11 protein-coding genes are annotated in these 13,734 nt (G+C 70.8%); 7 read left to right on the top strand and 4 right to left on the bottom strand.

Annotated elements, in window-relative coordinates; all coding sequences use genetic code 11:
* The first annotated feature begins 78 nt into the window (after positions 1 to 78).
* On the top strand, positions 79 to 1,014 hold the full coding sequence (locus BM064_RS07005) for an N-carbamoyl-D-amino-acid hydrolase (protein WP_218160973.1): 936 nt from the start codon (positions 79 to 81) through the stop codon (positions 1,012 to 1,014).
* A gap of 33 nt (positions 1,015 to 1,047) precedes the next feature.
* Here BM064_RS07005 and BM064_RS07000 read toward each other — a convergent pair whose 3' ends face one another.
* The 4 genes from BM064_RS07000 to BM064_RS06985 form a co-directional block, all read right to left on the bottom strand.
* Positions 1,048 to 2,106, bottom strand: coding sequence for a quaternary amine ABC transporter ATP-binding protein (locus tag BM064_RS07000; RefSeq protein ID WP_092859036.1), 1,059 nt, complete (start codon positions 2,104 to 2,106; stop codon positions 1,048 to 1,050).
* Between the two features lie 10 nt (positions 2,107 to 2,116).
* Positions 2,117 to 3,169 (bottom strand): ABC transporter permease, encoded by a 1,053-nt coding sequence (locus tag BM064_RS06995; RefSeq protein WP_092859035.1) that lies wholly within the window; start codon positions 3,167 to 3,169, stop codon positions 2,117 to 2,119.
* 129 nt (positions 3,170 to 3,298) lie between these two features.
* On the bottom strand, positions 3,299 to 4,282 hold the full coding sequence (locus BM064_RS06990; protein WP_092859034.1) for a glycine betaine ABC transporter substrate-binding protein: 984 nt from the start codon (positions 4,280 to 4,282) through the stop codon (positions 3,299 to 3,301).
* 435 nt (positions 4,283 to 4,717) lie between these two features.
* Complete coding sequence (locus tag BM064_RS06985; RefSeq protein ID WP_218160972.1) at positions 4,718 to 6,307, bottom strand: GMC family oxidoreductase; 1,590 nt, start codon at positions 6,305 to 6,307, stop codon at positions 4,718 to 4,720.
* Between the two features lie 351 nt (positions 6,308 to 6,658).
* Between BM064_RS06985 and dctP the strand changes: the two genes are divergently transcribed.
* From dctP to BM064_RS06955, 6 genes are all read left to right on the top strand, one after another.
* Positions 6,659 to 7,711: a TRAP transporter substrate-binding protein DctP gene (gene dctP, locus BM064_RS06980; RefSeq protein WP_092859033.1), complete on the top strand. Its 1,053-nt coding sequence runs from the start codon at positions 6,659 to 6,661 to the stop codon at positions 7,709 to 7,711.
* A gap of 258 nt (positions 7,712 to 7,969) precedes the next feature.
* Positions 7,970 to 8,650 carry a TRAP transporter small permease gene (locus BM064_RS06975; RefSeq protein WP_218160971.1) on the top strand — a complete coding sequence of 227 codons (681 nt, stop codon included), beginning with the start codon at positions 7,970 to 7,972 and terminating at the stop codon, positions 8,648 to 8,650.
* 53 nt (positions 8,651 to 8,703) lie between these two features.
* Positions 8,704 to 10,056 (top strand): TRAP transporter large permease, encoded by a 1,353-nt coding sequence (locus BM064_RS06970; protein WP_092859292.1) that lies wholly within the window; start codon positions 8,704 to 8,706, stop codon positions 10,054 to 10,056.
* Positions 10,056 to 11,354, top strand: a complete 1,299-nt coding sequence (locus BM064_RS06965) for an MFS transporter (protein WP_092859032.1) — start codon at positions 10,056 to 10,058, stop codon at positions 11,352 to 11,354. The genes BM064_RS06970 and BM064_RS06965 overlap by 1 nt, the downstream gene beginning before the upstream one ends.
* A gap of 248 nt (positions 11,355 to 11,602) precedes the next feature.
* The gene (locus BM064_RS06960) at positions 11,603 to 12,934 is read left to right on the top strand and encodes a 3-hydroxyacyl-CoA dehydrogenase (protein WP_092859031.1); all 1,332 of its coding nucleotides are present in this window, start codon (positions 11,603 to 11,605) and stop codon (positions 12,932 to 12,934) included.
* Entirely contained in the window at positions 12,934 to 13,710 is a 777-nt protein-coding gene (locus BM064_RS06955; RefSeq protein WP_092859030.1) for an enoyl-CoA hydratase-related protein, read from the top strand. The genes BM064_RS06960 and BM064_RS06955 overlap by 1 nt, the downstream gene beginning before the upstream one ends.
* Positions 13,711 to 13,734 lie beyond the last annotated feature (24 nt).

Genomic DNA, 13,734 nt, shown 5'->3' with positions numbered 1-13,734 from the left:
CCGACGCGTGGATTCGTGATTTCTGGCTAATGTCCGGCGAGGCTATCTGTAAAGCGCAGAAGCGAGAGGATTGCCGGAATGAGCCGCAAGGAAGTCTTCGCCGTCGCCCAGATGGGCCCGGTGCACCTGGCCGACAGCAAGCAGGCGACCGTCGCCCGGCTGATCGAGATGCTGCGCGAGGCCCATGCCCGCGGCGCCCGCTGGGTGACCTTCCCCGAGCTCGCCCTGACCACCTTCTTCCCGCGCTACGTCTACGACGATCCCGCGGAGTACGACCGGTTCTACGAGGAGGGGCTGCCCTCCCCTGCCATGATCCCGCTGTTCGAGGCGGCCAAGGAGCTCGGCGTCGGCTTCTACCTGGGCTATGCCGAAAAGGTGGTGGAGGAGGGCGCGACGCGCCGCTTCAACACCTCGGTGCTGGTGGGGCCGGACGGGAAGATCCTGGGGAAATACCGCAAGATCCACCTGCCGGGCACCAAGGACCCGATCGGGGACCCCGAGTTCGAGCATCTGGAGAAGCGGTATTTCGAGGTGGGGAACCTCGGGTTTCCCAGCTTCGCCACGCCGTCGGGGCGGTTCGGGATGTGCATCTGCAACGACCGCCGCTGGCCGGAGACGTTCCGGACCATGGCGCTGCGGGGGGCGGAGGTGTTCCTGCTGGGCTACAACACCCCCACGCGCAACATCCACCACCCCGAGCCCGCCCATCTGCGCGAGTTCCACAACCGCCTGTCGCTGGAATCGGCCGCCTACCAGAACGGCGCCTGGGTGATGGCGGCGGCGAAATGCGGCTCCGAGGACGGGTTCGCGATGATCGGCGGCAGCGCCATCGTGGCGCCCACGGGCGAGACGGCGGCGATGTGCATGTCCGAGGAGGACGAGGTGATCACGGTCAACTGCGACCTCGACCTCGGCGCCTACATCCGCCGCTCGGTCTTCGACTTCGCCCGCCACCGCCGGCCCGAGCACTACGGCCCGATCACCCAACAGGTGGGGGTCGAGATCCCCGACTGAGCCTCCCGGCCCCGAGGCCCCGCCCGGCGCCCCTCAGGCGGCGCCGGCGCGCAGGCCGTCTTCGCTGGCGGCGGTGGGGACCAGGGCGCGGACCAGGTCCTGCATGTGCAGGACGCCGGTCTGCGCGCCGTCCTGCATCACCCGGTAGACCTTGCCCGTGTCGCCGCCCGAGAGGGCGATGACGGATTCGAGGGTCGCGTTCTCCTCGATCTCGCCCGCGGCGGCCTCCGGCGGGGCCTGCGTGCGCTCCATCACCGAGCGGACGCGCAGCACCCGGGCGCGGTTGATGTCCGAGATGAAGTCGACGATGTAGGGGTCGTTGGGGTGGAGCAGGATCTCCTGCGGCTCGCCCTGCTGGACCACGCGGCCGTCCTTCAGGATCACCAGGTGATCGGCGAGCTTCAGGGCCTCGTCGAGGTCGTGGGTGATGAAGACGATGGTCTTGTGCAGCTCGGTCTGCAACGCCAGCAGCAGGTCCTGCATGTCGGTGCGGATCAGGGGATCGAGGGCCGAGAACGCCTCGTCCATCAGCATGATGTCGCTGTCCGAGGTCAGCGCCCGGGCGATCCCCACGCGCTGCTGCATGCCGCCCGAGAGCTGGGCGGGATAGGCGTTCTCGTAGCCCGCCAGCCCCACCCGTTCGAGCCAGCGGCGGCCCTCGCGGTCCGCCACGTCCGCCGTCTCGCCGCGGATCCGGCGGGAGGCGCCGGCGTTCTCCAGCACCGTGCGGTGGGGGAACAGGGCGAACTTCTGGAAGACCATCGACATGCGGGTCTTGCGCATCTCCAGCAGGGCGCGGGGGCCGAGCTTCATCACGTCCTCGCCGTCGACCAGGATCTCGCCCGCGGTAGGCTCGATCAGGCGGTTTAGGTGGCGGATCAGGGTGGACTTGCCCGAGCCCGAGAGGCCCATGATCACCGTGATCCGGCCCGCCGCCACGTCGACGTTGATGTCCTGCAGGCCCAGGACATGGCCCTGGCTCTCCAGCAGCTCGGTCTTGCCCATGCCGCGCTTGACGGCGGCGAGCGCGCGTTCGGGATCGCCGCCGAAGATCTTGTAGAGGCCGCGGATCGAAACCTTGGGTCGGGTCATCACGGCCTCCTCAGCGCTCGGAGCGGTCGATGCGCTCGAGCGCGGCCTTGGTGGAGCGGTCGAGCACGATGGCCAGCAGCACGATGCACAGGCCCGAGACCAGGCCGACGCCGAGCTCGAGGTTGCGGATGCCGCGCAGGACCAGCACGCCGAGGCCGGGGGCCGAGACCAGCGAGGCGATGACCACCATGGCGAGGCTCATCATGATCGTCTGGTTGACGCCCGCCATGATGTTGGGAAGGGCCAGCGGGATCTGCACGCCCCAGAGCTTCTGGCGGGAGGTCATGCCGAAGGCGTCGGCGGCCTCGATCACGTCGCGGTCCACCAGCCGGATGCCGAGGTTGGTCAGCCGGATCACCGGGACGATGGCGTAGAGGATGATGGCGATGCCGTAGAGCTTCGATTCCGTCACCGAGAACAGGAAGATCAGCGGGATCAGGTAGACGAAGGTCGGCAGCGTCTGGAGCATGTCCAGAACCGGCGTCAGCCCCCCCTGCAGCCGGTCGGAGCGGGCCATGGCGATGCCGATGGGCACGCCCAGGATCACGCAGAAGATCGTGCACACGAAGACGATGGAGAGGGTCTGGACGGCGTAGTCGTAGTGGTCGATGAAGGCCATGCCCAGGAAGCTCGCCGCCACCAGCGCCAGCACCTTCCACGAGCGCGTCGCCCACCAGGTCAGCAGGGCCAGCAAGGGGATCAGCACGTACCAGGGCAGCCACATGAAGAGGGCCAGCGACTCGTCGAGCAGGAAGCTCAGCGGCTGGGTGATCGGGTCGAGGACCACCTTCAGCGGGTCCTTCACGTCGAGGAACAGCTGCTCGGCGCCGGAGGTGAAGTCGCGGGTGCGCGGGACCGCGTCGCAGGCGCGGTGCAGCTCGTCGAGCGAGGGGAAGGGCGCGGGGCCGGAGATCGCGTCCATCGCCGCCTGCGCGTCGCCGCCGGCCTCGGCCGCCTTCTTGCGGGCGAGGAGCTGGGCCATGCTGAGCGGCCCGTCCTGCTTGTCCGCGTCGCACCACTCGCGCAGCCCGAGGCTGTCGAAGACGCCGGTGTAGAATGCCATGCCGCCCCTCGTGGTCCGTCCGGCGCGCGCCGGATGCGCTTCGCGCCGGGCGGGGGTCGCCCGGCGCGGGTTCGGCGGGCCGTCGCGCCCCCGCCGCCGGGGCGGGGGCGAGGCCCGGGGATCGCTGGATCAGAAGAAGCCGGCGAGGGTGGACTTCACGTTCTCCTCGGGGATCCAGCTCATCCACAGCTCCTTCTCGGTGGTCAGGAAGTGGACGGCGGCCTCCTCGGCGGTGGCCTCGTTCTCGTCCATCCAGGCCAGCAGGGCGTTCATCTGGTCGTTGGTGAACGACAGGTTCGACATGAAGGCGGCGGCCTGGGGGTGGTTGTCGGCGAAGTCGGTGGTGACCACGGTCTTCACCGGGCCGACGGGGTATTCCGACAGGCCCTGGCCGCGGGTCGGGCACTCGGGGTCGGTGTCGCACATGTGGATCTCCTCGTCGTACTCGCCCAGCGAGATCTTGTGCATCGGGTACTTGCCCAGGATCGCGGTGGGGCCCCAGTAGTAGCCGAACCAGGGCTCCTCGTTCTCGAAGGCCGAGGCGATGGAGGCGGCCAGCGTCTCGCCGGAGCCGTGCTGGAAGATCTCGATGCCCGCCTCCTCGAGCCCGGCCGCGGCGCCCTTGGAGGCGTTGGCGCGCTGGCAGCCCCAGCCCTCGGGGCACTGGTGGAAGCGGTTTCCGACCAGCTCGGGATTGGCGAGGATGCCCTCCAGCGTCGCCGCCTCGGGGTGCGCGTCGACCACGTATTGCGGGATCCACCAGCCCTCGACGCCCCCGTCGGAGAGGACGTCGGTCAGGGTGGTGATCTTCCCCTCGGCCTGCATCCTGGCGTAGCTGGGCGCGCCGTTGATCCACAGCTCGGTGACGATGTCGGGCTCGCCGGTCTCGGCCACGGAGGCGAGCGCGGGGACGGTCGAGGAGGCGACCATCTTCACGTCGCAGCCGTAGCCCTGCTCGAGCACGAATTCGGCGACGGCGGTGACGACCTGGGAGGATTTCCAGTTCATCTCGGTCATCACCACCTCGCCGCAGTCGGCGGCGGAGGCGGAGGCGGCGAAGAGGATCGGGGGCATGGCGAGGGCGCCGACGGCGGCGGCCATGAATCTGTTCATCGAGGTCGTCTCCCTGAGGCTTCCCGGGCGGCCTGGCATTTTCTTCGGCGCCCCCCGGATCGGTCGGACGTCTGCGCGGCCCCGAACCCGTGGGCTGGCGGCGCGCGTCGTTGACTGCTCAGTCAATTAGGATTCATTCATGGGCCGATGACAACCCCGATGGCGGGTTTCCGACCTGCCGATGTCGCCAAAAGACGCTCCGCGCGGGCACGGGCGCCCCGTTCGCAGGCGGGTTGGCAAGGGCGGCTTACGGTTTTCGGCGCCGCCCTTCCAATCTGCGGAGGCGGCTTCCACGGGGCGCGCAGGGGCGCGAGGTCTGCCCCGCCGGCAGGCGCCCCGGGCCTGACCCTGGCGCCTGCGGGGCGAAGGACGCCCCCGCCTCGGGAGACGGGCGCCCTGCGGCGCGCGGCCGGTCCCGGCCCGGGCCGCGCCGCCTCAGGCGGCGGCGCGGGCCTCGGCCTTCAGGCGGTCGGCGAGCCATTCGCCGATCATCACGCAGGTCATGTGGGTGTTCGCCCGGCAGTCCATCGGCATCACCGAGGCGTCGGCCACCCGCAGCCCCGGCACGCCCTTCACCTGCAGGTCCGGGTTCACCACCCCTTGCGGGTCGCGGAAGGCGCTCATCCGGCAGGTGCCGGCGGCGTGCTGGATGTCGCCGACCTGGGCGAGGATCAGCGCGTCGAGCGCCTCGTCCGGCAGGTCGGCGGCGGCCTCGACGTCGAGGCCGGACTCGCCCAGCTCGGTCCCCGTCGAGATGCCGCGCAGCGCGGGCTGGCGGGTCATCTCGCGCACCCGGCGCACCCCGTCGCGCATCCTGAGCAGGTCGCGGGGGTCGGAGAGCATGTTCTCCTCCACCTGCGGGTCGTCCTCGGGGCGGGCGGAGGTCAGCGTGACCTCGCCGCGGGAGAAGGCGTCGAAGAGGCCGATGCCCACCGCGCCGCCGGTGTCGGGCGCGTCGTGGCCCTCGATGTTGCGGTGGTTGAAGCCGATCAGGATCATGTCGCGCACGCCCCCCTCGCCGAGGCCGGAGGAGTAGGTGACGCAGCAGTTGGTGTGGCGCGAGTCCCGCCCCGCCATGGCGTGGGCGGGGTCGAGGTGGACGCGGATGCGCAGCATCGGGTGGTCCATGAAGTTGCGCCCGACCTCGGGCATCTCGCGCTGGACGGCGATGCCGTGGGCGCGGAGCTGCATCGAGGGGCCGAGGCCCGAGCGCATCAGGATCGCGGGCGAATGCACGGCGCCGGCGCTGAGCACGATCTCGCGGCCGCGGAAGGTCCGCGCCTCGCCCCCCACGCGGGCGACGACGCCCGTGGCGCGGCCCTGCTCGATCAGCACCCGGTCGACGAGGGCGTGGCCCACGATCGTCAGGTTGGCGCGTCCGCGGGCGGGTTCGAGATAGCCGTCGTTGGTGGTCACCCGCCGCCCGTCGCGGCTGTTGATCGGATAGCAGGAGACGCCCTCGCCGTCGGGGGCGTTGAGGTCGGGGTTCCAGGGGTGGCCGACCGCGAGGGCTGCGTCGCGCAGGCCGCGGTCGATGGGGCCCCAGCTGTCCTGCGGGGCGCGGTAGATCGGCAGCGGGCCGCCCTGGCCGTGATGGTTGGCCTGGGCCATCTCGGGGTCGTGCTCCATCCGCGCGAACAGAGGGAGCACGTCGGCGGCCGACCAGCCCTCGCAGCCGGCCTCGGCCCAGGCGTCGAAGGCGGCGCCCACGCCCCAGATCGCGATCTGGGCGTTGACCAGAGAGCTGCCGCCCAGCCCCCGGCCGCGCCAGTAGTGGCGGGGCTGCTGGACGGCGGTGCGCCGGCTCCACACGCCCGGCCATTGCCATTCGGCCTGGTGGGCGGGCTGCATCATGAAGGGGAAGATGTTGGCCGAGCGCGCGGCCCAGGGCGCCTCGGCGCTGCGCCAGTCGGCGCCGGCCTCGAGCAGCAGGACGCGGCAGGCGGGGTCCTCGCTGAGCCGCCCGGCCAGCGCCGCCCCGGCGGAGCCCGCCCCGACCACGATGACGTCGTGGATCTCGCTCATCTCGTCCCGCTCCCTCTGCGGCCCCGGAAGGGGGCATGTTGGCGGCGCCCGCCGACCGGGGGCCAGCGGGCAAGTGGGCGCAGGGCGCGGGAAAATCGCCCCGCAAGGGCGCCGCGAAGGTCAGGATTTCGCGCCCCGCGGGAGCGGGCCGCGACCCCCTCGCCGCAGCGGGGAGCGGCGACGGCCCGAGGGCCGGGACGAGGCGGCGTCCGTCTCCGACCCGGGAAGGTCGCGAACGGTTGACTTGGGGGACGGCGCCTGTCTCTCCTGAGGCGTGAACAGGGCGGACCACCGCCCGTCGCTGCATCCAAGACGCCGAAAGAGCGTCTGAAATCGACACAGGGAGGTGTCATGACCCATCGCCGCATCCTGCGGACGGGCGCGAAAGGCGTCCTCGCCGCCGCCGTCCTTGGCCTCGTCGCGCCCTCGGCCGCGCTCGCCGCCAACGTCGACGGCCCCAGCGTGTTCTGGAAGTTCTCGGTCTGGGGCAACCCGCGGGCCTTCACCGCCGGCATCGAGCACATGGCCAAGCGGCTCGAGGAGGAGACCGGCGGCAATTTCAAGGTGCGCGTCTTCTTCGGCGAGCAGATCTCGAAGGCCAAGGAGAACCTGGACGGGCTGAAGGCCGGCGCCTTCGAGGCCGCCGCCTTCTGCAACTTCTACCACCCCGGCAAGAACCCGGCGAACATGGTGATGACCATGCCGTTCCTGCCGATCCCGGACTTCGATACGGCCTGGAAGGTGCGGATGGGGCTCTACGAGCACCCGATCCTGAAGGACGAGATGGCGGCCTGGAACGCCATGTACTACGTCACCACCAACCTTCCGCAGTACGAGTTCATGGGCAAGGGCGAGCCGCCGCTGAAGCCCGAGGACTTCTCCGGCCTGCGGGTGCGCGCGGGCGGCGGCGTCGGCGAGGCGGTCGAGAAGCTGGGCGCCATCCGCCAGTCGATGCCCGCGACCGAGGTCTACACCGCCATCCAGCGCGGCACCATCGACGCCGAGAGCCTGCCCTATACCTACGCGCACGCCTCCTACAAGATCCACGAGGTGGCGGACTGGTTCACCTCGAACATGGCGCCCGGCACCTCGGACTGCCCGGTGGTGATCTCCAAGACCGCCTGGGAGGCGCTGCCCGAGCAGTACCAGCAGCTGCTCGAGGACCTGAAGCCCGAGATCCGCGAGGTCTACAAGGCCGCCTACGACGAGGCCGACGCCGAGAACCTGCCGATGTTCCGCGAGGCGCTGACCGAGGTGGTCTACACCGACGAGCAGCTCGCCGCCTTCCGCGAGCTGGGCGGCCAGCCGGTCTGGGACGAGTGGGTCGCGGCCAACAAGGACCAGTTCGACGCCCAGGCGGTGCTGGACCTGGTGCTGTCCCTCGCCAAGGGCGAGGAGAGCTGAGGACCTGAGCCCCGGGGCCGGAGCGCGGGGGCCGCGGCAGGCGCCCCCGCGCGCGGGCGGTCCGCGCCGTCCGCTCCGGCCCCGGGGCGTCGCTGTTCCGCGGGGCTCCGGCCGCCCTCCTCCCGCTCCGGCCCCCGGGCCCTGCGCGGCGTCGGAGGCCGGAGCGCGCGGCTCCTGATTTTCCGACGACGTCCCCGCGCCGGCCGCCCCGCGGCCCGGAGCCGGGGGCGTTCTCGGGGCCGATGCGAAAGGAACCCGATGGCGGGCGTGGGCACGGCCGGGACAGATCCCGGCGCAACGGGCGGAGGCGGCGCGCTGGGCGCGGTCTCGGGGCTGCTGGGCAAGCTCGAGGACGGGCTGAACATCTTCGCGGCGGTGACGATCTTCGTGCTGATGATCGGCACCACGATCTCGATCGCCAGCCGGATCGCGGGCTATCCGATCACCGGCTATCTCGACATCTCCGAGCAGACGATCGCGATCTTCGCCTTCCTGGGCGCGGCCTACGCCCAGCGCCTGGGGGCCCACATCCGCATGGAGCTGATCATCGGCTCCCTGCCCGGTCGGCTGCGCTGGGCGATCGAGGCGCTGGCCACCTTCGCGGGCCTGTGCCTGGTGATCGTGCTGATCCGCTATTCGTGGGAGTTCTTCCTCAACGCCTGGCAGATCGGCGACTCCACCGTCGACATCGAGTTCCCGACCTGGCCCGCCAAGCTGCTGGTGCCCATCGCCTTCTCGATCTGGGCGCTGCGCCTCGGCATCGAGACCCTGGGCTATCTGCGCCTGACGGTCTGGCCCTCGGCCGAGCCGGTGGCCGTGCCCCTGCAGCTGACCCCGGCCCAGGAGGCGGAGCGCGAGATCCGCGAGGCCGGGATCGAGCGCGACGACGACGCGCTGGTCCATGAGCGCGAGACCGCCGGGCGGGAGGGCCGCAAATGAACCTTCAGGCCCTGATCGACGGCCAGCCGGAGGCGATCTTCGGCATCGGCTACATGAACCCGACCGAGGTCGGCATCCTGTGCATGGGCCTGCTGCTGGTCCTGGTCATTCTCGGCGTGCGGGTGGTCTTCGCCGCCGGCATCGTCGGGCTGGTGGGGCTCGTCGAGCTGATCGGCTGGCACGGCGCGGCCTCGGCCGTGGGGCAGATCCCGTTCTCGAAGTCAGTCAGCTTCGTGCTGGGGCTGCTGCCGATGTTCATCCTGATCGGCTACCTCGCCTTCCACGCCGGCATGACGCGGCAGCTCTTCGCCGCGGCGCGGGCCTGGATCGGCTGGGTGCCGGGAGGGCTGGCGGTGGCCTCGGTCTTCGCCGCGGCGGGCTTCGCCGCGGTGTCGGGCGCGTCGGTCGCCACGGCGGCGGTGTTCTCCCGCGTGGCGATCCCGGAGATGCTGGAGGCGGGCTACAACAAGCGGCTGGCCGCCGGCGTGGTGGCGGCGGCGGGGACGCTGGCCTCGCTGATCCCGCCGTCCACGATCCTGGTGATCTATGCGGTCATCGTCGAGGAATCCGTGGGCGCGCTGCTGCTGGCGGGCTTCCTGCCGGGCATCTTCTCGGCGGTGGTCTACGCGGCCATCATCATCGTCTGGGCGAGCCTGCACCCCGAGGCAGGCCCCCCGATCCGGGGCGTCACCTGGGGCGAGCGCTTCCGCTCCCTGCCCGGGCTGTTCCCGATCGCGGCGGTGGTGGTGATCATCGTCTCGGCCGTCTACGGCGGCTGGGCGACGCCGACCGAGGCCGGCGCGCTGGGCGCCTTCGTGGTGCTGGTGGTGGCCTGGATCAACGGGATGCGCTGGCCCTCGCTGCGCGCCGCGCTGATGGAGACCTCGAAGCTCGTCGTGATGATCTTCTCGCTGATCTGGGGCGTGCTGATCTTCGGGCGGTTCCTGGGCTTCTCGGGCCTGCCGGAGGCGTTCGCGACCTGGATCCTGGGCTTCGACGCCAACCCCTACCTGATCCTCGGCGGGATCCTGATGGGCTATGTCGTGCTGGGCATGTTCATGGACGCCATCGGCCTGCTGCTGCTGACGCTGCCGGTGGTCTACCCGGCGGTGATCGCGCTGAACGGGGGGCCGGACGTCTCGGCCGCCGACAGCGCCTTCGGGCTCAGCGGGGGGCAGTGCTCGATCTGGTTCGGGATCATCGTGGTGAAGATGGCCGAGGTCTGCCTGATCACGCCGCCCATCGGGCTGAACTGCTTCGTCGTCAACGGCGTGCGCCCGGACATCCCGCTGACCGACGTGTTCAAGGGCATCTTCCTGTTCTTCATCGCCGATGCGCTGACCATCCTGCTGCTGATCCTGTTCCCGCAGATCATCACCTGGCTGCCGGACCTGATGTTCGGCTGATGGAACGTCCGCAGATGCAGGCCGGCCCCGCGGCGACGCCGCGGGGCCCTTCCGACGCGCAGCCCCCCGAGTTCGCCGGCCGCGAGATGGCGGGCGCCGGCCTCGCGGTCGTGGCGCTGTGCTTCGCGATGAACATGCTCGCCCGCGGCCTGGGCGAGAGCTTCGCCGTGTTCCTGCTGCCGGTGACCGAGGACCTGGGGTGGAGCCGGGGGGCGTTCTCCTCGATCTACGCGGTCTACATGATCGCGCAGGGGCTGGCGGCGCCGTTGGCGGGGGCGCTGTTCGACCGGCACGGGGCGCGGGCGGTCTGGATCCCGGCGCTGATGCTGTTCGGGGCGGGGCTGCTGGTCGCCTCGGTCATGACCCAGTGGTGGATGGCGGTGCTCGGCCCCGGCATCATGGTCGGCTTCGGCGTCGCCGGAACCGGCATGGCGGTCGGCGCGGGCCTGATCGCGCGCTGGTTCCGGGGCGAGCTGACCATGGCCATGGCGGGCGCCTACGCGGGCCTCTCGGTGGGCATGATCACCGTCGCCCCGCTGGCGGCCGCGATCATCGAGGCGGAGGGCTGGCGCTTCGCCTACCGGCTGATGGGCGGGGCGCTGCTGGTCGCCGGCCCGGTGCTGCTGGTCGTGCTGCCGTGGCGCCGGATCGGGGCGGGGCGCTGGCCCTCGGCCCCGCGCTCCCGCTCGTTGTTCCCGCCGCGGCGGATCCTGCTGGAGAAGGAGTTCCTGGGCCTGTTCGTCGCGCTGATGATGACGGCGGTCTGCACCTGGTCGGTGCTGCTGCAGCTGGTCGCCTACCTGACCGAGCTGGGGTATTCGCCGCTGGCCGCCGCCACCGCCTACGGGGTGGTCGGGGGGCTGTCGATCGTGGGGATCCTCGCGACCGGGTGGCTGGCGGACCGCTTCGGGCGGCGGCCTGTGCTGACGGCCTCGTTCTCGATGAGCGCGCTGGGGGTCGTGGTGCTGTGGCTGCTGGAGCTGGCGCCGGGCTTCGCGCTGCTGGCGGCGTTCGTGGCGGTCTTCGGCTGCAACATGGGCTCGCGCGGGCCGGTGGTGACGGCGCTGGTGGCGCGGCTCTACCCGCAGAACGTGGGGGCGGTGTTCGGGATGATCACCATCGGGCTGGGCATCGGATCGGCGGTGGGGGGCTTCGCTTCGGGCCTGCTGCACGACCTGACGGGCGGGTATGGGGCGAGCTTCGTGCTCGCCATCGTCGCGGCCGGCCTGGGATTGGCGCCGTTCTGGCTGGTGCGCTCCATCGCCACCGGGCGGCGGGACGAGGACGGGACCGCCTGAACCTACTTACTGACCGGACGACAGGCTTGACCGCGCGAGGCCGCCCGGCCTAGCGTCCTGACGCCCGTCAGCCGGACGCACCGGCGGCGACAGAGATCGCCGGCGCCGCGACGGACCAAGGGGAGGAGACCGACCGCCATCCGCCTCGGAGGGCGAGAGATCCGTGCGCCCCCGGCGCTCCCCTCATCCGCTTTCCGCCGCGCGCGGGGCCGCCGGGCCCCTCCGCGGCCCACGATGGAGCTTCGCCCATGACCGTCTCCTCCCTCACCGCCGCCGATCCCGACAAGGAGGCGCTGTCGGCCTACATCGCCGAGGCCGGGCGCAAGACCTGGGTGATCGACGGCCTGCCCGCCGGCCTGCCCCTGCGCGAGATCCGCAAGGTGGGCGTGATCGGCGCCGGCACCATGGGCGGCGGCATCGCGATGAACTTCGCCTCGGCCGGGATCCCGGTGACGATCCTGGAGACCAAGCAGGAGGCGCTGGACCGCGGCCTGGGCGTGGTGCGCACCAACTACCAGCGCAGCGCCGACCGCGGCCGCTTCCCCCAGGAGGAGGTGGCCGAGCGCATGGACCGGCTGACCGGCACGCTGGAGATGGAGGCGCTTTCCGACTGCGACCTGATCATCGAGGCGGTGTTCGAGAACCTGGACCTGAAGAAGTCGATCTTCGCAGCTCTCGACAAGGTGGCGAAGCCCGGGGCGATCCTGGGGACCAACACCTCCGGTTTGGATATCGACGCGATCGCGGCCCAGACCTCGCGGCCCGCGGACGTGATCGGCCTGCACTTCTTCTCGCCCGCCAACGTCATGAAGCTGCTGGAGATCGTGCGCGCGGACGAGACGGCGGACGACGTGGTCGCGACCTGCATGGACATCTCGAAGAAGATCGGCAAGGTCGCCTCGCTGGTGGGGGTGTGCCCGGGCTTCGTGGGCAACCGCATCCTGCGCGCGCGGCAGGTGCAGGCCAACAAGCTGGTCTACCAGGGCGTGATGCCCTGGGACGTGGACGCGGCGCTGAACGCCTTCGGCTTCAAGATGGGGCCCTACCAGATGTCGGACCTCGCGGGCCTCGACATCGGGTGGAGCAAGGGCGCCAAGACCCAGAACCCGATCCGCGACGCGCTGTGCGAGATGGACCGCCGCGGGCAGAAGACCGGCGCGGGCTATTACGACTATGACGCGGACCGCAAGGGCTCGCCCTCCGACGTGACCGCCAGGGTGATCCGCGAGGTGACGGGGGCCGAGCCCTCGACCATGGGCCGGGACGAGATCATCGAGACCTGCATCTTCCCGATGATCAACGAGGGCGTGCGCATCCTCGAGGACTGCAAGGCGCAGCGGCCGTCGGACATCGATGTGATCTGGCTCAACGGCTACGGCTGGCCGTCCGACAAGGGCGGGCCGATGTGGTTCGGGGACATGGTGGGGCCCAAGGCCGTGCTGGCGCGGATGGAGAAGCTGGGCGCGGACGATCCCGATTTCGCCCCGGCCGCGACGCTGAAGAAACTCGCCGCCGAGGGGGGCCGCTTCGTGGACCTCGACCTGGGCGGGCTGAAGGTGGGTGAGGAGAAAGTCGCCTGATGACCTACGAATTCTGCAAGACCGAGACGCAGGGCAATATCCTGCTGGTGACCCTGAACCGGCCCGAGGTCTACAACGCCATGCATGGCCCCATGCATGACGAGCTCGCCCGCGTCTGGGACGACTTCCAGGCCGATCCCGACCTGTGGGTGGCGGTGCTGACCGGGGCGGGGGAGAAGGCGTTCTCGGCCGGCAACGACCTCAAGGCCACCGCCTCGGGCGCGCCGCTCAGCCAGAACCCGGCGGGGTTCGCGGGCCTCGCCACCCGCTACGACCGCACCAAACCGATCGTGGCGGCGGTGAACGGCTTCGCCATGGGCGGCGGGTTCGAAACCGCGCTCGCCTGCGACGTGATCATCGCGGCGGATACGGCCACCTTCGCCCTGCCCGAGGTCAAGGTCGGCCTCTTCGCCGGCGCGGGCGGCGTGCAGCGCCTGTCGCGCCAGATCGGGCGCAAGCTGGCGGTCGAGATGATGCTGACCGGCCGCCATGTCTCGGCCGAGGAAGGCGCGCGGCTGGGCTTCGTCAACCAGGTGGTCCCGAAGGCCGAGCTGATGGACGCGGCGATGAAGAAGGCCAGGGAGATCGCCTCGGTCTCGCCCTCCTCGGTGCGCGCCACCATGGAGGTGCTGGTCGCCATGGACGAGATCGAGCGCTTCAAGGAAGCGATGGCGGCCTCGAAGCCGGTGATGCAGGCTCTCAAGGACACCGAGGACTTCACCGAGGGCGTGAAGGCCTTCGTCGAGAAGCGTCAGCCCCAGTGGAAGAACCGCTGAGGCCCTGACCCCGAGGCTCTGAAC

This window comes from Albimonas pacifica, from assembly GCF_900113695.1.
GTDB classification, from domain to species: Bacteria; Pseudomonadota; Alphaproteobacteria; order Rhodobacterales; family Rhodobacteraceae; genus Albimonas; species Albimonas pacifica.
Note: the sequence above shows the minus strand (reverse complement) of the source record. Positions and strands in the feature narration are given on the sequence as shown.